This is a genomic window from Chryseobacterium caseinilyticum, from assembly GCF_014837145.1.
GTDB lineage: Bacteria > Bacteroidota > Bacteroidia > Flavobacteriales > Weeksellaceae > Chryseobacterium > Chryseobacterium caseinilyticum.
Genome location: NZ_JACYFS010000003.1, coordinates 267,215 through 285,316 on the forward strand (window position 1 = coordinate 267,215; position 18,102 = coordinate 285,316).

20 protein-coding genes are annotated in these 18,102 nt (G+C 35.3%); 10 read left to right on the forward strand and 10 right to left on the reverse strand.

Annotated features, from left to right (window positions below; genetic code table 11):
* Positions 1 to 5: 5 nt before the first annotated feature.
* From IC610_RS11850 to IC610_RS11870, 5 genes are all read right to left on the reverse strand, one after another.
* Positions 6 to 689: a hypothetical protein gene (locus IC610_RS11850; protein WP_191737044.1), complete on the reverse strand. Its 684-nt coding sequence runs from the start codon at positions 687 to 689 to the stop codon at positions 6 to 8.
* Position 690: 1 nt separating this feature from the next.
* Positions 691 to 2,877 (reverse strand): hypothetical protein, encoded by a 2,187-nt coding sequence (locus IC610_RS11855; RefSeq protein ID WP_191737045.1) that lies wholly within the window; start codon positions 2,875 to 2,877, stop codon positions 691 to 693.
* 214 nt (positions 2,878 to 3,091) lie between these two features.
* Positions 3,092 to 3,400, reverse strand: a complete 309-nt coding sequence (locus IC610_RS11860) for a hypothetical protein (RefSeq protein WP_191737046.1) — start codon at positions 3,398 to 3,400, stop codon at positions 3,092 to 3,094.
* Between the two features lie 2 nt (positions 3,401 to 3,402).
* Positions 3,403 to 3,891, reverse strand: coding sequence for a DUF4280 domain-containing protein (locus tag IC610_RS11865; protein ID WP_191737047.1), 489 nt, complete (start codon positions 3,889 to 3,891; stop codon positions 3,403 to 3,405).
* Positions 3,892 to 3,954: 63 nt separating this feature from the next.
* Positions 3,955 to 4,944 carry a hypothetical protein gene (locus tag IC610_RS11870; RefSeq protein WP_191737048.1) on the reverse strand — a complete coding sequence of 330 codons (990 nt, stop codon included), beginning with the start codon at positions 4,942 to 4,944 and terminating at the stop codon, positions 3,955 to 3,957.
* Positions 4,945 to 5,158: 214 nt separating this feature from the next.
* Between IC610_RS11870 and IC610_RS11875 the strand changes: the two genes are divergently transcribed.
* The gene (locus tag IC610_RS11875; protein ID WP_191737049.1) at positions 5,159 to 7,288 is read left to right on the forward strand and encodes a carboxy terminal-processing peptidase; all 2,130 of its coding nucleotides are present in this window, start codon (positions 5,159 to 5,161) and stop codon (positions 7,286 to 7,288) included.
* Between the two features lie 37 nt (positions 7,289 to 7,325).
* Here the strand turns inward: IC610_RS11875 and IC610_RS11880 are convergent, their stop codons facing one another.
* From IC610_RS11880 to IC610_RS11890, 3 genes are all read right to left on the reverse strand, one after another.
* The gene (locus tag IC610_RS11880) at positions 7,326 to 7,598 is read right to left on the reverse strand and encodes a CPCC family cysteine-rich protein (RefSeq protein ID WP_191737050.1); all 273 of its coding nucleotides are present in this window, start codon (positions 7,596 to 7,598) and stop codon (positions 7,326 to 7,328) included.
* 61 nt (positions 7,599 to 7,659) lie between these two features.
* Entirely contained in the window at positions 7,660 to 8,724 is a 1,065-nt protein-coding gene (gene thiL, locus IC610_RS11885) for a thiamine-phosphate kinase (protein WP_191737051.1), read from the reverse strand.
* 52 nt (positions 8,725 to 8,776) lie between these two features.
* Positions 8,777 to 9,271 carry an acyl-CoA thioesterase gene (locus tag IC610_RS11890; RefSeq protein ID WP_191737052.1) on the reverse strand — a complete coding sequence of 165 codons (495 nt, stop codon included), beginning with the start codon at positions 9,269 to 9,271 and terminating at the stop codon, positions 8,777 to 8,779.
* Positions 9,272 to 9,558: 287 nt separating this feature from the next.
* Between IC610_RS11890 and IC610_RS11895 the strand changes: the two genes are divergently transcribed.
* The 5 genes from IC610_RS11895 to IC610_RS11915 are packed head-to-tail and all read left to right on the forward strand — an operon-like array spanning position 9,559 to position 13,023.
* A complete protein-coding gene (locus IC610_RS11895; RefSeq protein ID WP_191737053.1) occupies positions 9,559 to 10,764 on the forward strand; it encodes a BaiN/RdsA family NAD(P)/FAD-dependent oxidoreductase in 1,206 nt (401 codons plus the stop codon).
* A gap of 7 nt (positions 10,765 to 10,771) precedes the next feature.
* Positions 10,772 to 11,194, forward strand: a complete 423-nt coding sequence (locus IC610_RS11900) for an energy transducer TonB (protein WP_191737054.1) — start codon at positions 10,772 to 10,774, stop codon at positions 11,192 to 11,194.
* 8 nt (positions 11,195 to 11,202) lie between these two features.
* Entirely contained in the window at positions 11,203 to 11,841 is a 639-nt protein-coding gene (locus IC610_RS11905; protein WP_191737055.1) for a DUF2306 domain-containing protein, read from the forward strand.
* Positions 11,838 to 12,755, forward strand: a complete 918-nt coding sequence (locus IC610_RS11910) for a YARHG domain-containing protein (protein ID WP_191737056.1) — start codon at positions 11,838 to 11,840, stop codon at positions 12,753 to 12,755. Before IC610_RS11905 ends, IC610_RS11910 begins: the two co-directional genes overlap by 4 nt.
* A 31-nt stretch (positions 12,756 to 12,786) precedes the next feature.
* Positions 12,787 to 13,023 carry a hypothetical protein gene (locus IC610_RS11915; RefSeq protein ID WP_191737057.1) on the forward strand — a complete coding sequence of 79 codons (237 nt, stop codon included), beginning with the start codon at positions 12,787 to 12,789 and terminating at the stop codon, positions 13,021 to 13,023.
* Here IC610_RS11915 and IC610_RS11920 read toward each other — a convergent pair.
* Entirely contained in the window at positions 12,993 to 13,379 is a 387-nt protein-coding gene (locus IC610_RS11920) for a ribosomal maturation YjgA family protein (RefSeq protein WP_191737058.1), read from the reverse strand. The genes IC610_RS11915 and IC610_RS11920 overlap by 31 nt on opposite strands.
* Before the next feature lie 149 nt (positions 13,380 to 13,528).
* Between IC610_RS11920 and IC610_RS11925 the strand changes: the two genes are divergently transcribed.
* From IC610_RS11925 to IC610_RS11940, 4 genes are all read left to right on the forward strand, one after another.
* Positions 13,529 to 13,996, forward strand: a complete 468-nt coding sequence (locus IC610_RS11925; RefSeq protein ID WP_191737059.1) for an energy transducer TonB — start codon at positions 13,529 to 13,531, stop codon at positions 13,994 to 13,996.
* Positions 13,997 to 14,082: 86 nt separating this feature from the next.
* Positions 14,083 to 14,520: an energy transducer TonB gene (locus IC610_RS11930; RefSeq protein WP_191737060.1), complete on the forward strand. Its 438-nt coding sequence runs from the start codon at positions 14,083 to 14,085 to the stop codon at positions 14,518 to 14,520.
* 18 nt (positions 14,521 to 14,538) lie between these two features.
* Complete coding sequence (locus IC610_RS11935) at positions 14,539 to 14,979, forward strand: energy transducer TonB (RefSeq protein WP_191737061.1); 441 nt, start codon at positions 14,539 to 14,541, stop codon at positions 14,977 to 14,979.
* A 43-nt stretch (positions 14,980 to 15,022) separates the two neighbouring features.
* Positions 15,023 to 15,427 carry an energy transducer TonB gene (locus IC610_RS11940; protein WP_191737062.1) on the forward strand — a complete coding sequence of 135 codons (405 nt, stop codon included), beginning with the start codon at positions 15,023 to 15,025 and terminating at the stop codon, positions 15,425 to 15,427.
* A 10-nt stretch (positions 15,428 to 15,437) separates the two neighbouring features.
* Here IC610_RS11940 and mutS read toward each other — a convergent pair whose 3' ends face one another.
* Positions 15,438 to 18,026, reverse strand: a complete 2,589-nt coding sequence (mutS, locus tag IC610_RS11945; protein WP_191737063.1) for a DNA mismatch repair protein MutS — start codon at positions 18,024 to 18,026, stop codon at positions 15,438 to 15,440.
* Positions 18,027 to 18,102: the final 76 nt, after the last annotated feature.

Here is an 18,102-nt window from a genome sequence, read left to right on the forward strand (position 1 = left end):
CTGTGTTATTTTTTATTATATTCTTTTTTTAATTCGTTGATTGTCTTTTTATAAAAGTTTTTATCACTTTTGGAAGGTGACACCTTTAATTCTTTAAATTTTATTTGTGAGTTTTTATCACGAAATTTAGTTAAATCTAAAAATTCACTATCAAAAATTTTATCGTAAAAAGTTGACAGTTCATTTTTGTATATTGCTAAAACTGCAAATTGTTTACTACCTGTTTCATATTGAATACCCAGTATAAAGTCATTAAATTCCCATTCATTAATCATTATAGAAGGGTCATCATATACTAAATCAATCTGTTTATAATTTTCATCTTCAGATATATATATCAAAGCCTTTTTGTATAATGCTTCAGCGTCACGTTTAGAGTCAGTTTCCAAATATCCTTTAAAACCTACTACGTTTTCTTTATTAAAATAAACATCCATATAACCTAGCTTAAAATTTTTATCTTTAAATAATTGCCATTTGTCTTGAATGTAGTTTTCTTGTAAGACTACGCGAGAGTGTAGTGAGTCTATGAAACTATAATACTTTAAGGGATATGTTTGTTTATTGCCTATAACATTCCTACTCGGTTCATTTAAAATATTCAAATTAACTTTTTCTGATTTTGACTGACAGGAAACAGTTGTTAAATTAATTAGGCACAGTAAAAATAGTATGGACTTTATTTTCATTTTAATTGTTATTTAAGTATTCTGTATTATCAGGACAAATTTTATCTTCTTTTAAAATTTCAAATGTTTCATCAATTTTTGGAATGACAGAAATTCTGTTGCGACTAAATACATTTTCAACAATAACCACTTTTACATTTAATCCTTTAAAAATATAGCTATTCTTTTTATATGGACCGGTATTATCTGTTCCTAACTCCTCTACAATATCAATTCCTGAATTTATAGATATTTCTGCATTGAATTTTTCCGTTTTTTCACCCGTTGGTAATATAATTACATTTTCTTCATTACTCTTTATACCTCCTCTAACTCCAAATGGAATACTTAAAATCGCTTTTCTATATGATTTTTTACTATCAAATCCATTAATTGAATTATAAACCAATGTAAACTCGCCATGTAATTCAACATTTACATAGGCCAGTACAAATATATCCGTTTCAGTTACCCATTCTATTGACTTTCTAATAAATTTAGTGATTGGTCCTATACCATAAACTTTAATATTGTCTGTAATGATAAATAAATCTACTTCAAAGTTAACTCCGATCAATGGAGCAAGTTTTAAAGCACCATTAAGCATCGTTACAGCCTTATGATTATGTGCACTTTCTACAACATATCCCAGATTCCATTTAAAAGCCAAGGCAATATTAGGAGAAACAAGTTTAAAAGTAAAGTATTCTTTAAAACCACCTGTACTCGCATTTACAGAATTACTGCTATTAAATTGATCAAGAAACTCCTTTAAATCAGCTAGTTTTTTGATTATATTTTCAATTTTATCTAATCCTAGTTTATGAACGTCACCATTAACCTTCACAGAGATATCAGTAGCAAAACTAAAACCTTTATATTCACGTGTAAGTTTAAATCTATCTGAGAATTTAAAATTTTGTCTTGAAGGATAATTTGTTACATCATCTTTTTTGCCACCAGCTAAAGTATGGGTTTCGCCCGTTGTGATTAAGAATGAAACTTCCCATTCAATATCTGGATAAACATTTATTTTTGCTATTTGGTTTGGGTATCTGCATGTTGAAATTGGAAGGAAATATTTTTGAACAATCCTATCTGTAAACCAAAAATATCTAAAAACCCAAAATAAATTTACCGCATTATTTAGTGTCTTATTAGAACCTTGTAAACTTTCAAACGCCGACTTATTATACAAATACCTCAGTTTCAAAGTAATTTCTTTATCACTTTCAATTTTGTAATCAATTCTGTCCTGCCACTGTTGTGCTGCAGATGGATTAGATACATTATCGGTTATAATAACATCGGTATCTTTGCTGTTTTCCACAGTAGTTGGAATACCAGCGTCATTCTGCTGCTGTTGATGTGTAGAGTCTGGTGTTGTGATTTCTCCTCTGAAAAATGCAGAATACACTTTATCTACCTGAAAAACATTTTTATCTTGTGTATGTTTTTGTCCCTCATCCAACAGCGATCCCTGGCAAAATTGGTTTTTGGTCTGTAAGCCATCAAGAGTAATGGTTATCTCTTTTCGATTGTCGCCTGCTATGATACCAAATGCGTGTTCCGTTTTATCAATTTCATTGGCTGGTTTTGTTTCATCAAATATAACCAGAGAGCGACTTGCATCTCCTTTATCCTGAATAGTAATTTTTGAATATCCACAAGGATCAAATTCTCGTTTCGTGTATTCAATATCCCCGATATACTGAATCATATTTTTTTTGTCCTGTTCTATACGGGTAAGATAATGATCCATTAATTCTTCAGAAACCATAAAACGGCTGGAGATAGAATCTTTTTTATCTACATCCTGGGTTTTTAGTAATTCAGCATTATAATTGATGAGATCTGTAGTAGGAGTATCGGCATAGTTTTTAAAAGCGACTCTTTCTTCTTTTGCATATGTGCCGTATATCATTCCCGGTTCTTCCCAAACTCTGTAAACCTCAACTGCAACGGTGAAGTTTTTCTTTATGTTTTCTCCTTTTTTCCAGTCGATATTAATATTAAAATTGTGCTTTAGATAATGATTAAAATCATCATCTTTTCCTGTTGACGATAAATCATCAGTAATTACAGCATCCCAAAGGTTTTTGTCTTCAAAGTCTTCTGTTTGTGTTAATCCTATCGCTTCTGTTTCCTCAAGCAGATAAACTTTTGCTTTGTATTTATTTTTCTTTTCAAGATTATAGCCATGAAACATTACAGTAAGACTTACGTTTTCTCAGTAGTGTTTAATATCTTCACTCTTATGAAAATAGGCATAATTTATTTTTGATGAAGTTACGGGAACGATATAAAAATAAAATCCTGTTCCAGACTCTCGCTGAAAAGCTCAACTCTTTGTTTATGTCCAAAATAATATGAGCCTTCAGATGGATTAAATTTTAAAGAACGCCCAACTTTATATTTTTTCTCTAATCCATATTTACTAACATGAATAGTTCCGCCGCTAAAGGTCCCCAGAGATTTTCTTTAATATCCTCAGGTTTTGCTTTCTCCAAGCTTTGGAAAAAGAGGTCATAAATAAAAGCCCATCTGGCATGATCTGCTGTATATTTAGGGTTGGCCGTTTTTCCACCAACACAACTTTCATCAACTATAAATTCGTTTTTATCTCTTGTATACAAAAAATAAGTACCGCCTTTGGTAACGGCTGCAAGTTTTCCGTTCGTACTCCAGTAGCAGTGTTGCAATCCGACTGTATTTTCAATAGTATCAGGCATAATTATTCTGCATTTAAAAATTCATAAGGATCTTTCTTCTCATAATTCTTCACATCCACCAAAGGATTCACATGCGACTGCAACTCACTGTCAGCATTCACAAAATTCTTCTTTGATGGTTCTCCAATCTGGCCGGTTTTTATGATTTTAATACAGTCTTTACCGCCAATGGGGCAGGTTGCCTTGCTGTCTTCCAGTAGTATATAGCCATCGGGTGGGGAGTATTTTTCTTTTTCATAATAGCCGCTCCATTCTGTGACAATGGCCTGGCAAGGTTTGTAACCTCCGGGAGTGGGCTGCATCTTGCAGGGGCCGAATGTGTTTTTCTCGAATGTTTGCCCTATATCTTTATGCGTAGCTGCTAATTTGTTGTTGCCTTCGTAATCGTTGAGGTAGTATTTGCTCTGAGTAAGAACTTTTAACGTGTCGGGAGTTGTGCCGAAGTTGCACATACAGATTGCTCCCTGTACTACTTTTTCTTTCAGTGACATTGTGTTTATTATTTTGTAATTGTGGTATATAAATATAATAATTATTTCAATAAAAAATGATAATTACCAATTATTTTCCAGGTTTTCAAAATTGTCAAAGCCCCATTTATTGGGTGGAAGTTTCACCAAACCGCCGGTAATAAAAGGACTCTCCACACTTAAAGTTTTGTTTTGATACCCATCAGAATCGATCTGATACATCGTAAATTCAATTTTTTTGGTAATCAATTTCGAGCCATCCATATTTTTAGAATAAATCTGGAATATAGCACGGGTATGCATCGGAAAATGATGGTAAAGATCTGAATCAAACTCTACGCACAGAGACATATAAAGTGTAAAATCATCTGCACTGTTTTTGGGATAGAAATACTTACGAGCTTTTATTTCGTCACTTTCAAACCGGATCACAAAAGAATGATAATCCGTCGGAATCTTTTCAATCGTTTGAACTCCATGAAATCTTACAGGAGCCTGATATGCGATAACAGATAAGAGTAAATCTGTTTCAACCTGTCTGTAGTCACCATAACTGATCAGCCTAGGGTGAAAAAATAAATTCCAGAACCAATCGTGATGCAAACTTCTTTCAATCTGCAGTTTTGAATTGATTTTCCGGTCGGCTACAGCAAAAAATTCATCGAGTGCTTTGCTTTGATATTTTTCTGATAACAATTCTTTATTCTGCTTCCAGCGATTGATTATTTCATCATGATTTAAAATTTCGCAGGTAGAATTTCCTCTTTCGTTAATAGTAGTTTCAATGGGATAGATTGATTTTGTAATGCTATCGGAAATAATTTCGTTAATGAGATCGGGGCTGTGCCGGTTGTAGAAAATATTCTTTTTATCTAAACTGATTGTTCCGATGCCGTTAATGATTTGTAAATCAGCGGTTACTTCGTAGTCAATACGTTTTGAAGGTTTGTTTTCGGTTCCGGAAAAATATTTTACAGAAACACCGTATTTTCGGGGCTTCAGGCCTTCATAATTGATCTTTATGCTGTTGAGCCGGTGCTGCAACTCTTTTTTGGAGAGCGTAATTTCTTTCATTTATGTCATTTGTGTTTACACAAAAATAGAAATTATCCCGAAAAAATGAAATAATTAAACAGTAAAAATTAATGAAATTTGCTATTAAAAAATACTTAAAACTGCTTGATATTTGTAAATAAGGTATTACTTTTGATAGTTTGTAACAGCTTCACGGTTTTATACACTAATTAGCAAACAATTTTTAGAAAATAATATTATACCTTAAAGATTTATGTGGAAAAATTTTAAACTGAATAAATTTTTACTCCTCATTCCATTAACAAGCTTGATGTTTTGTTTCAATTCACCGAAAAATGATGACGAAAAGATGCAGACGATAATGGTGAGCGTTAAAAACACACTTTCATACTTACATTATAGTCCAAAACCCATCAACGATGCTTACTCAAAAGATGTTTACAAGCATTATTTTGAAATGGTAGATCCCGGAAAAAGATATTTCCTGCAGTCTGATATGACAGAATTTGCAAAGCATGAAACAAAACTTGATGACTATCTCAATCAGGGCGATCTTCAGTTTTATAAACTTACTATCGACAGACTTTACCAGAGAGTAGACGAGATTGATAAAATCACTCAGGACATCTTCAGCAAACCAATAAACCTGGAAGAAGATGAAACTTTGGTTTTGGAAGCAAAAGATAAGGTTGTTCCGGCAAATAAGCAGGAGCAGTACAATGAGTGGAGAAAATACATCAAGTACAACATTCTTCAGGAGGTGGAATCTATGAACAGTAAGTACGATGCACAGAAAGAAAAGAAAGATTCTGTACAGAAATACAAGCTGCAGGATACCATCAAACTTGAAGTTCTTACGCCTCAGCAGAAGATTCAGAAAGCTACCGATGAGGTGAAAGATCTTGTAAAAGAAACATTTACAAGATTCAAAAAGAGAAAGAAAATGGATTGGTTCTCTGTGTATATGAATTCGTACACAGAAGTTTTTGATCCGCATACAAACTATTATTCTCCAAAGGATAAGGAAGATTTTGATACTCAGTTTACTGGAAAAGTAATCGGTATCGGAGCTATTATCCAGGAGAAAAAAGGAAATCTTTATCTCGGGGCACTTACCATTGGAGCTCCGGCATGGAAATCTAAACAGCTTTCAGAAGGGGATAAAATATTAAAAGTAAGATCCAAACCTAAAGAAGACCACGTTAACGTTGTAGGAATGCTTTCTGATGAAGCTGTAAGATTGATCCGTGGTGAAAAAGGAACTCCGGTAACTTTAACGGTTCAGAAAAAAGACGGAACTGTAAGAGAAGTGACCATGATTCGTGAGGAAGTGGCTATTGAAGACACTTTCGCAAAAAGTATCATCGTAAATTCTCCTGACGGAAAAAAATACGGATTCATCAATTTGCCAAGTTTTAATGCAGATTTTGAAGATGCAAAAGGAAGAAACGCTTCTGATGACATCAAAAATGAGATAATTAAGTTAAAAGCTCAGAATATCGAAGGAATCGTTTTAGACCTTAGAAATAATGGCGGTGGCTCACTGACGGAAGTAGGAGATATCATGGGATTATTTATGAATGCCGGTCCTTACGTTCAGGTAAAAGATTCTAACGGTAAAATCCAAACGCTGAAAAATAAGCAGGAAACTCCAATCTGGACAGGTCCTGTGGTAATTATGCAAAATGAACTTTCAGCATCAGCATCTGAGATTCTGGCAGGCGCGATGCAGGATTACGGCAGAGCTGTTGTAGTTGGTTCACCGCAATCATTCGGTAAAGGAACGGTTCAGACTTTCGTTGACTTAAACAGATTCTTAAATACCGAAGATGATTTTGGATCATTAAAATTAACCATTCAGAAATTCTACAGAATTACCGGAGAATCTAACCAGCGAAAAGGAATTGTTTCTGATGTTCAGATGAAAGATTTCTTCAGCTATGCAGAAATAGGAGAGCGCTATGATGACTTCTCTTTGGCGTGGGACAAAATTCCATCTACGAAGTACGAGAAACTTAGCTTTTTTGATGTAAAAGCATTGGAAGCTGCCAGCAATGCAAGAATGGCGAAAAACGCCAATTATCAACTGTTGATGGAGTCTGCACAATGGAGAGAGCAGTTAGATAAAGAAAAAACGATCACTTTAAATATGAATAAATTCAACGATCTTATGAAGCAGAGAAAAGCACAGATCGAAAAGTTTAAAGTTCTTACGAAATACGATAACGGATTGAAATTCAATATGTATCCTGCCGAAATCGAAAGAGAGAAGAAAGACGAAGTTTTCAAAAAGAAATCTGAAATCTGGGTAAAAAATCTCCGCAAAGACACTTACCTCCAGGAAGCAATGAATATCATTGCCGACATGAGTAAGAAATCATAAAACAAAGAAAGCCAGCTCGATTAGCTGGCTTTTTAGTTTAATATGTAGGTAGATTTCCTTTTTTAAATATGGTCTCAGGGTTTTTAAGCACATCTTTGATATATTGTTTATCGTGAGCTCCGAATTTTAAAAAATTGTTTCTACCTTCTCGGAGAGTCATCACATTAGGATTGCTTATCACATCTAAATCAGTTTCCCCGTCATCTTCCCAAAAACAGACAGTACAAATCTCTGCAGCTCCTTTTTGTTCTAAAGAAAAATATCCACAACAAATACATTGCGAAGTTGATGTATGATTGTTTTTATCCATGTATTAAAAATAGCAAAAAACCACTACAAATGCAGTGGCTTAGAATATTTAAAATTAAATTCTAATCATTCTGCTGGTTTCCCAAAAAGGCATCCCAACCTTGTGCTGTTAAAGCTACCAACTGGTTTGAACCTCTTGCAACCATAAAATTTCCTTCTTCTTTTTCTACTGCATGACCAATGATGGTAAAATCAGGATGGTTTTTCATTTTTTCGAAATCATTCGGGGAAATTGTGAATAACAATTCATAATCTTCTCCACCGCTTAAAGCCGTCATTACAGGATTTAAATTAAATTCATCCGCAGTCGTAATCGTCAGATTATCCATCGGAACTTTCTCTTCATACAATCTGAAACCAACTTTCGACTGGTCAGAAAGATGCAGGATTTCCGAGGCTAAGCCGTCTGAAATATCTATCATTGAAGTAGGTTTGATATTGAGCTGTTCCAATGTCGCCTTCACGTCAGTTCTTGCTTCAGGTTTTAACTGTCTTTCCAGAATGTAGTCAAAACCTTCCATTTCCGGCTGCATATCCGGATCAGCAAGGAAAACAGCGTGCTCTCTCTCTAAAATCTGAAGTCCCATGTACGCACCTCCCAAATCACCGGTTACCACCAAAAGATCATTGGGTTGTGCACCGCTTCTCTTAACGAGGTTTTCTTCATCTTCAATTCCCACAGCGGTAATGCTCATGATCAAACCGGCGTTGGAACTCGTTGTATCTCCGCCAATTAAGTCAACTTTGTAGTGGTTGCAGGCCGTCTGAATTCCAGAATACAATTCTTCAAGTGCTTCCACCGGAAAACGGTTGGAGACTGCAAGCGAAACCAAAATCTGTGTCGGCTTTGCATTCATCGCAGCGATGTCGCTCAGATTTACCACAACAGCTTTGTAACCAAGGTGTTTCAAAGGGACATATCCTAAATTAAAATGAACACCTTCAGCCAAAACATCAGTTGTTAAAACAACTTTTTTACCGTTGGGATTAATCACAGCGGCATCATCGCCAACGCCGAGCTCCGTAGAGTCGTTAAGGATTGGAAAAAACTGTGTAAGGTGCTTTATCAGGCCAAATTCTCCTAACTTGGAAATGGGCGTTAATTCCGGTTCTTTATCTTCAAACATTTTTTATGAGTAATAAGTAATTGGTAATGAGTTGTTTTTAAAATTTTAAATCTTAAATATTGAATACTTGCGGGTCAATATTCTCCGGACGGAAAGGAAGTTTTTTAAAATCTTCTCTCGTCATCAGAATTGTTTCCGCGGTTTTATATTTGTTCATTGCTTCAACAACGTCATCCGGTGGAGTAGTCATTTTTCTGAGCATCGTATCGATCCATACTCCGGTAGCTTCTGAGGTTGCACAATGTGAACCGTCAGGCAGATAAAATTTGTGTATAAAACGGTAAATCGCAGCATCTTCTGCACATCCGTCTATTTCAAGACTCACAATCACTTTCTGATCTGCAAAAATTTCTTTAAAGAAAGAAAATCTCTCGTGCATAATCACAGGACCGATTCCCCAACGGCTCATTTGGGTAACACCCATTTTTTCTTTTTTCATAAAAGCCATTCTCGTTTGTGCGCAGTACTGCACATAAGATGTGTTGGCAAGGTGTTTATTGGCATCAAGGTCGCTCCAGCGCACTTCAAAAGTATGATAGAAAGTCATTTAAATTTATTTAAAACCACAAAAGTCACAAAAGATTAAATAATCATGTTAAGCTAAATTCAGCTTATTAAAGTTCAAAAAAATATTGTGTCTGAGCAGTTGATTTACTGTCACAAAATTACTCAAATAAGATGGTTTATAAAAATTGTAGTTTTGCAGAAATAATCCATTGCATAAAAGCTTTTAATTTTAAAAAAAAGTATGTCATTTCGCAGTACTTTTTTGCACTTATTGAAAGAACTGAAAAAGCTGAAAACTTTTGTGCCTTTTGTGGTTAAGTAAAGACTATGAAGCAAATAATCATTATTGGAGGCGGTGCAGCAGGCTTTTTCTGTGCAGCAAATCTTGACGGTAAAAAATATAAAATTACGATTCTCGAGCAAAATTCTGATGTTCTTCAGAAAGTAAAAATCTCCGGAGGCGGGCGTTGCAACGTTACTCACGCGTGTTTTGATCCTAAAGAATTGGTTCAGTTTTATCCACGTGGAAATAAAGAATTACTGAGTGTTTTCACAAAATTTCAGCCAGGCGACACGATGGATTGGTTCGAACAGAGAAATGTGTCTTTAAAAATTGAAAACGACAACAGGGTTTTTCCTGAGAGCAATTCTTCGCAGACGGTTATCAATACTTTTTTGAATGAAATTCAAAAGAAAAATGTTGAGGTAAAAACAAAATGTTCAGTGAAAGAGATTCAGAAACTTGATGAATTGTATCTTGTAAAAACCAGTCTTGGCGATTTTGAGGCCGATTATGTCATTTATTCAACCGGAAGTTCGCCAAAATCATTGAAAATGATTGAGAATTTAGGCCATAAAATTATTGATCTTGTTCCGTCACTGTTTACTTTCAATATTAAAGATGATTTATTAAAAGACCTTTTGGGAACGAGCTTTGAAATGGCAGAAACTTCTATTCCCAAGCTGAAAACAGAAGAAAGCGGACCGCTGCTAATTACGCACTGGGGACTTTCAGGGCCCGCGATTCTGAAGATTTCGGCATGGGAAGCGATCAATCTTGCAAAAGTGAAATATAATTTCGAAATTGAGGTGAATTTTATTTCAAAAGATATGGATGAGGCTGAAGAATTATTTCTTAATTTCAAACAGTCCAATCCGAAGAAAACAATTGGATCGTCGAAGATTTTTGAAGTGACCAACCGTTTCTGGCAGAGAATTCTGGAAGTTTCAAATGTGAATTTAAACAAACAGGTTGCGCAGATTTCCGGAAAGGAAATGCAGACCATTATTGAAAATTTATGCAAAAAGAAATTTCAGGTAACAGGTAAATCGACTTTTAAAGATGAATTTGTAACCGCCGGAGGTGTTGATTTAAAGGAAATTAACTTCAAGAATATGTCGTCAAAACTTTTACCGAATTTTTACATTGCCGGAGAAGTTTTAAATATCGACGCCGTGACGGGAGGATTTAATTTTCAGGCTTGCTGGAGCGAAGCATGGCTGATTGCTCAGGATTTAAATAATTTAAACTAATATTACGATGATTAAAGGACTGCAACTCTTAATGATTTTGATGTTCTCATTTGTTTTTTCACAAGAGGAGCGTATACAGGCACAAATAGACAAACCACAAAGAGAAATTTCAAAAGACAGCATTTACACAATGACAGAACAGGGCGCTGAATTCCCGGGAGGTTTGGATAAATTCAGACAGGAGTTTAGTAATAATTTTGATATAAGTGTAATCAAAGGAAAAGGATTGTTTAGTTGTGAGTTGACCTTTGTGATTTTAGAAAACGGACAGATCATCAACGTAGAAGCTAAAGGAAACGACCGTTCGTTTAATGCAGAAGCTATAAGGGCTTTAAATTCAATGAAGAATAAAGTATGGAAGCCGGGAAAAATGAATGGAGAACCTGTAAAATCAAGATATAAAATACCTTTTAAGATCAATTTTGAGTAAATTTTAAAATGCTTTCACTCAAAAAAAATATCCCACTCTTTATAAAAACCCTTCTCATCATAGGTTTTGGATATTTCTTTTGGCTGATGTTAAAAATTACTTTAGAATATGTCCCGCTTAAAACAGATGTGAGTTTTTTAATGATCAAACAGACTGAGGTGGAAGAGAGGCCAGAGTATCTCTGGTTTTTCTACACCCACGTTTATACCAGTATTTTTGTATTGCTGACGGGATTTTTAGCGATAATCAGAAAAGATTTCGGCCTAAAAAACTTTCACAGAAACGCAGGGAAAATTTATATTTTTTTAATCCTGATCCTTGCAGCACCGTCCGGAATTTACATGGGAGTTTTTGCCAACGGTGGTTTTTTGGCTAAATCATCCTTCGTTATTTTAGGTTGTCTTTGGTGGTTTGCTACTTTTAAAGCGTATCAGTTAGCCAGAAAAAGAAAATTCAGGGAACATAAACAGTGGATGTGGCGGAGTTTTGCGCTCACAATTTCTGCACTTACCCTGAGAATCTGGAAGGTAATTATTGTATATTTATTCCACCCAAACCCGATGGATGTTTATGAAATCATTGCGTGGCTCGGTTGGGTTCCCAATATCATTTTAACAGAATATTTAATCACAAAAAAACAGATATGAAAATTTTAAAATTATCGCTTCTTGCTTTTTCGGTTGCCACTTTGGTGAGCTGTAAAAAGGATGAAGGAGCAACAGAAAAACCTAACGACAGCGTTGCAGAAAAGAAAGATTCTGTGGTAGTTCCTGAAATTCACAAAGAACTTTATGGTATTTACACGGGCGATTTTTTTGGCAAAGGTAAAATATTCGATAACGAAACGCAGGATTCTTACGAAGGAACAGATTACAAAAAACTGTCACTGAAAATCAACAGAATTACAAAGGATTCTGTGTACGGGCAAAGTATTGTAAACGGAAATCAAAGGCCTTTCAGAGGCGTTTTTAATGAAACGGCCAACTCATTTATTCTGGATGAGCCTGGAAGTAATAAAAGTGACGGAAGATTTGAGGTGAAAATCTATAAAGATTCAATGTCCGGAAGTTGGGCCGCCTATAAAAAATCGGGTGTCAATATTCCTGTGAAAAATCTGAAACTGGCAAAGAAAGAATTTGTCTACAATCCGAACTTTATGCTCAACGAAGATTCTGATCTCATTGATTGGGAAAATCCTAAGGATTTCAAGGAAAAATATACTGATGATGATGGTAAAACCGAATCTTACACCACTTCAAAAAACAGATTTGCTTCTGACGCAGTTTTTAAAATAAATGCTTCAAAACAGAAACTGACCGAAAAAAACCTGAAAAATCTGAGAAAACTGGATATGGAAATCATTAAAAATGCAGTTTTTGCAAGACATGGCTATGCCTTCAAAAAGCAGACCTACCGATACTTTTTTGAGCAGACAGACTGGTATATTCCCGTTTCAAATAATGTGGATGACCAGCTTTCGAAAATGGAAAAAGATAATGTGGTTCTTCTGAACCGCTTCATTAAATATGCGGAAGATAAATACGATCAGTTTGGAAGATAATTTTTTTTGTCACTAAACAAAATCTTTATTCATGGAAAATTTAGGTAGTTTCGTAATTCTGCTGTTTTTACCGATTGTCATACTTTTTCAGATATTTTTAGGATTTATCATTACATCAGTCTGGAAAATAAAGATAATAGAAAATGATTCAGTAAAGAAATATTTAACCTTTTGGCTTTATGATCTTGTGGGCTCTATTGTTGTGGCAGGTGCTGTGATGCTGATGATGACTGTTTTTCAGAAACTCATGGTATTTCTGTTCAGATAAACCGGAATCAGAAGTAACATACATCCAACTGCATAACACAGAATGTCAATCCAGGAAAATGAATTTCCGATCACAATATACATCAGGCTTCCTTTTTGGAAGCCTAATTTTTCGGCTACATTAAAGTATTGTGCAAATTCAATCAGACAGGAAAAAAGGAAGATTCCGCTAATGAGTTTTATGCTGTTTATTTTTATAAAAGTTCTTACAAAAGTGTAAAGTAAGATAACCACAATTACATCGCCCAGATAGGCTCTTATGAAGAAATTGTTTTTAAAAACCGTTGCAATTAGAACTTCTGCACAAAAAAGCAGAATAGTGAGCAAAAGGTATCCCAGACTAAATTTAATTTTCATTCCATGTTTATTTATTGCAAACATAAAATATTTGTCAAAAAAATTCCAATTTTATTGATATAAATTTAAAGGAAAAGTTTTTAAGGCATTTTTTTTGTAACGAAAGCCTTATTGATATTTATTTTAATTTTGCAGGAAAAAGTAATTGAATGAAAAATTTATTAATGATACTGATGTTTGCTTCACTTGGAGTAAATATCAATGCCCAGACAAAATCCAAATCTGATACAGTAGCGAAACCACATGCTGCTAAAACAGTCGAAGATTTGCCGGATTACGCTGAGTTGCAGAAAAAACTCGACCTGAAAGATGTAGTCACAGTGGCAGATCAGGAACCTGAATATCCGGGCGGTAAAAAGGCTTATCTGTACAAGGTTTCTGAAAATATGCCGATTATCGATATTAAAAATAAGGAGCAATTCGGCACCACGATTTATGTTATTATAGAAAAAGATGGATATGTACGGAAATATGCGGCAATCAGCAAAAATAAAAAACACGCAGCCGCAGGCGAAGAAGCGGTGAAAAAAGTTTTCGAACGCTGGAAACCTGCCAAAATCGGAGGCAAACCGGTGAGATATATTTTCTATATTCCCATTGGTTTGAGAAAATGGTAAGATATTTTCAAATTATAAATAACACGACATCAATCTTCTGATGTCGTTTTTGTTTAAAATTTTTTACTTTTGACAAAATTCAGGTAATGAGAAACACAGTAACAATTTTCTTACTGGTTATCAGTCAAATTATATTAGCCCAAAGAACTTATTCTCCTGCGCCGCCGCCGGCAGTTGACCGTAATGCTGAGGTCCCTGTAAGTATAGTTAAAGTGTATGAAAATCCTACAGAAGTGGCAGAATTTCCTAAAGGAATTAATATTTTCAGAGATAAATTTAATAAAGTAATGGTCACTTCTTCTTTTGAAAGTGCGACAGAGAAAAAATTTAAAACAATAGTCAGTTTTGTAGTTGAGCGTAATGGCTCTATTAGTGATGTTCAGGCAAAAGGAATAAATGCTGATTTTGATGCTGAGGTGATAAAAGCAGTAGAAAGCATAAAAGACAAATGGAAACCCGCCAAATATAAAGGTGAAACCGTGAGAAGCAGATTCAGAATTCCTGTGATGATGTCGCTTGACTAGTTTTATTTTCAAATAATTATGAATAAAAAAATTTCAATATTTCTGTCCTTAATTTGCTCCGCAATTTTCTTAGCGCAGGATGTACGGCCTGCCAGCTCACCTGTAAAAAAAGTTGATCTAAAAGACATCGAAATAATAACAGTATGCCATGATTATCCGAATCATGATGCCTTATTTTTAAATGGAAAAGAAGATTTTATTGAGAAATTAAAGAGCCAAATATCTTCTGATGCTTTGATAATGGTGAAAGGTAAAGAAAGTTTTAAATCAATCCTCAATTTCGTTGTGGAGAGAGATGGAACAATCTCAGAAATTCAGGTAAGTGGTACAAATCAAAAGTTTAGTAATGCTGTTAAACTTGCTGCAAAACGAATTAAAGGAAAATGGCTTCCTGCAAAGAAAAACGGCAATTCAGTAAGAAGTAAAATGCAGATTCCTGTTGTAATGAATTTCCACTAAAATTAACTGTTTCTATGAAAAAAAAATTACAATATTTCTGGTTTTGCTCGTTAACGGCATTTCTTTCGGACAGGATATTATCAAAGATTACGGTCAACTCAATGAGCTGGCTTTGACTCACAGAGATGGAAAAATAAGAATGGAGGCTGAACAACCTGCAACTTTTCCATTTGGTGCCGATGCTTTGAGAAATATGATTGCGAATAATTTCAGGATGAGGAAAATAGTAACCACTGCTGATCAGGAGTTTTGTACTCTGATTTTTATTGTCGGCAAAGAAGGTACGATAGAACACGTAAAATCTGTTGGAAGCAACCTTACCTTTAATAAGGAGGCAGAAAGAGCACTTTTAAAAATAAAGCAAAAATGGACTCCCGGTATCATGAATGGCGAGAAGATATATTGTAGATTCAAAATTCCATTAACAGTAACTTTTACTAAAAAATAAAATCACAGGACTACTTCCCAATCATCTTTTTAATCGAATTCAGCTTCATCAAGGCTTCAATCGGCGTCAGTGTATTAATATCAATCTTCGTGAGTTCTTCCCTGATATTTTCCAGAACAGGATCATCCAACTGGAAAAAAGAAAGCTGCATATTTTCTTCGGTAACCCTTTTTACACCTTCAGAAGAGCCTCCCTGCGAACGGCTGGCTTCCAGAGTTTTCAGAATTTCATTTGCCCGGTTGACAACTTTTGAAGGCATTCCCGCCAGTTTTGCCACATGAATACCGAAACTGTGCTCGCTTCCTCCTGAAATAAGTTTTCTCAAAAATATAATATTTCCTTTATTCTCCTGAATGGAAACGTGAAAGTTTTTCACACGCTCAAAATTCACGGTCATTTCATTCAACTCGTGATAATGCGTTGCAAATAAAGTTTTTGCTTGCGAAGGATGCTGATGAAGATACTCCGCAATCGCCCATGCAATAGAAACCCCGTCATAAGTGGAAGTTCCACGGCCGATTTCGTCTAATAAAATCAAACTTCGGTCTGAAATATTATTTAAAATATACGCCGCCTCATTCATTTCCACCATGAATGTTGATTCGCCGGCAGAGATATTGTCACTCGCGCCAACTCTTGTAAAAATCTTATCTAAAACTCCAATTTCAGCGTGTTTTGCAGGAACAAAACTCCCAATTTGCGCCATCAGACAAACGATTGCCGTCTGACGGAGAATCGCCGATTTACCCGCCATGTTGGGACCGGTCACCATAATGATCTGTTGCGAATCTTTATCTAAAAAAATATCATTCGGAATATATTTTTCGCCTAAAGGAAGGGCATTTTCAATGATTGGATGTCTCGCTTCCTTTAAGTCAATTTTAAAACCGTCATTCAGAACAGGTTTGGTATAACTTTCAGAAACCGCCAGTTCAGACAGACCAACTGCCACATCAAGCTGCGCAATAATATTTGAATTTTCCTGAATTCTGTCCATATAAATCATCGTATCCGAACATACTTTTCGGTACAGTTGATTTTCCAGAACACTGATCTTTTCTTCAGCACCCAGAATCTGACTTTCGTATTCTTTCAGTTCTTCTGTGATGTATCTTTCTGCATTCACCAACGTCTGCTTTCTGATCCAATCGCTTGGAACTTTATCTTTATGGGTGTTTCTTACTTCAATAAAATATCCGAAAACATTATTAAAATCAATTTTCAGACTGGTAATTCCGGTTCGTTCCACTTCACGCTGACACATTTCGTCCAGAAAACCTCTTCCTTTATTTTGCAGACTTCTCAGATGATCGAGTTCTTCGGAAATATTCTGTTTGATCACATTTCCTTTCGCTAAATTGACAGGAAGTTCTTCATTCAAATGATTTTCCAGCAGTTGAATCAAATCATCTAATGAATTTAATGGCTCCAACCAGGCTAAGACATCAGCGTGAGGATGAAGCAATCCTTTAATTTTCTGAATATTGATCAGACTTTGACGCAGATAACCTAATTCTTTAGGTGAAATTTTCTCTGCCGCCAGTTTTCCCATCAATCGGTCTAGATCTGAGATCGCTCTCAGTAATTGGGAAATTTCATATTTTAAATGATCATTTTCGTTTAAAAAGTCAATTAACGAAAGCCGTCTTGCAATTTCTTCGACAGATTTTAATGGTAGAATAATTCTTCTTCTCAACAATCTTCCACCCATCGGCGTAGAAGTTTTATCGATAATATCTAAAAGAGATTTTCCTTTCGGATGGCTTGGATAAACGATTTCGAGATTTCTCAGCGTAAAATGATCCATCATCAGATAATCTTCCTGCGGAATAATCTGAATTTTGGTGATGTGCGCCAGTAATTTATGATGCGTATCTTCAACCAGATAAGCGAAGATGGCTCCTGCAGCGGTAATTGCCAAAGGTAAACCTTCAACGCCAAAACCTTTTAATGAATTGGTTTTAAACTGATTCGTCAGTTTTTCATAAGCAAAGTTATACTGATAAGCCCAGTCTTCCAGTTTGAAAACGTTTCTGTTTTTCAGCTGATCGGGAATCTGTACGCTTCGTTGATAAATAATTTCACTCGGATCAAACGTGTTGATGATGTGTAAAATTTTATCCAAATTTCCTTCGCTCACCAAAAATTCTCCGGTAGAAACATCAACCAAAGCGATTCCGTATTTTTCTTTTTCTTTATGAAGGGAAAGCAGGAAATTATTCTTTTTTGAAGTCAGAACCTGATCGTTGAAAGTCACTCCGGGCGTCACCAATTCTGTTACGCCACGTTTTACAATTCCTTTGACGGTTTTTGGATCTTCCAGTTGGTCACAAATCGCTACACGAATCCCGGCTCTCACCAATTTAGGCAAATAAGAATCCACTGAATGATGCGGGAAACCCGCCAGTTCGATATGACCGTCACCGTTCGCTCTTTTGGTCAGAACAATCCCCAAAATCTGAGAAGTTCTTACGGCATCCTGACCGAAGGTTTCGTAGAAATCGCCCACTCTGAAAAGCAAAAGCGCATCTGGATATTTCGCCTTGATGGTGTTGTACTGCGTCATTAACGGGGTTTCTTTCTTCGTCGCCTTTGCCATTGAGTTTTACTTAAATTTGGGTTGGTAAAAATAGGAATAAAAAAAGAAGGAGGGAAATGGTGATTTTAAATCTCAT

Bases quoted from the DNA above. Each gene is read 5' to 3' on its own strand.
- IC610_RS11850 (WP_191737044.1), bottom strand. From the start codon at position 689: ATGAAAATAAAGTCCATACTATTTTTACTGTGCCTAATTAATTTAACA.
- IC610_RS11855 (WP_191737045.1), bottom strand. From the start codon at position 2,877: ATGTTTCATGGCTATAATCTTGAAAAGAAAAATAAATACAAAGCAAAA.
- IC610_RS11860 (WP_191737046.1), bottom strand. From the start codon at position 3,400: ATGCCTGATACTATTGAAAATACAGTCGGATTGCAACACTGCTACTGG.
- IC610_RS11865 (WP_191737047.1), bottom strand. From the start codon at position 3,891: ATGTCACTGAAAGAAAAAGTAGTACAGGGAGCAATCTGTATGTGCAAC.
- IC610_RS11870 (WP_191737048.1), bottom strand. From the start codon at position 4,944: ATGAAAGAAATTACGCTCTCCAAAAAAGAGTTGCAGCACCGGCTCAAC.
- IC610_RS11875 (WP_191737049.1), top strand. From the start codon at position 5,159: ATGTGGAAAAATTTTAAACTGAATAAATTTTTACTCCTCATTCCATTA.
- IC610_RS11880 (WP_191737050.1), bottom strand. From the start codon at position 7,598: ATGGATAAAAACAATCATACATCAACTTCGCAATGTATTTGTTGTGGA.
- thiL (WP_191737051.1), bottom strand. From the start codon at position 8,724: ATGTTTGAAGATAAAGAACCGGAATTAACGCCCATTTCCAAGTTAGGA.
- IC610_RS11890 (WP_191737052.1), bottom strand. From the start codon at position 9,271: ATGACTTTCTATCATACTTTTGAAGTGCGCTGGAGCGACCTTGATGCC.
- IC610_RS11895 (WP_191737053.1), top strand. From the start codon at position 9,559: ATGAAGCAAATAATCATTATTGGAGGCGGTGCAGCAGGCTTTTTCTGT.
- IC610_RS11900 (WP_191737054.1), top strand. From the start codon at position 10,772: ATGATTAAAGGACTGCAACTCTTAATGATTTTGATGTTCTCATTTGTT.
- IC610_RS11905 (WP_191737055.1), top strand. From the start codon at position 11,203: ATGCTTTCACTCAAAAAAAATATCCCACTCTTTATAAAAACCCTTCTC.
- IC610_RS11910 (WP_191737056.1), top strand. From the start codon at position 11,838: ATGAAAATTTTAAAATTATCGCTTCTTGCTTTTTCGGTTGCCACTTTG.
- IC610_RS11915 (WP_191737057.1), top strand. From the start codon at position 12,787: ATGGAAAATTTAGGTAGTTTCGTAATTCTGCTGTTTTTACCGATTGTC.
- IC610_RS11920 (WP_191737058.1), bottom strand. From the start codon at position 13,379: ATGAAAATTAAATTTAGTCTGGGATACCTTTTGCTCACTATTCTGCTT.
- IC610_RS11925 (WP_191737059.1), top strand. From the start codon at position 13,529: ATGAAAAATTTATTAATGATACTGATGTTTGCTTCACTTGGAGTAAAT.
- IC610_RS11930 (WP_191737060.1), top strand. From the start codon at position 14,083: ATGAGAAACACAGTAACAATTTTCTTACTGGTTATCAGTCAAATTATA.
- IC610_RS11935 (WP_191737061.1), top strand. From the start codon at position 14,539: ATGAATAAAAAAATTTCAATATTTCTGTCCTTAATTTGCTCCGCAATT.
- mutS (WP_191737063.1), bottom strand. From the start codon at position 18,026: ATGGCAAAGGCGACGAAGAAAGAAACCCCGTTAATGACGCAGTACAAC.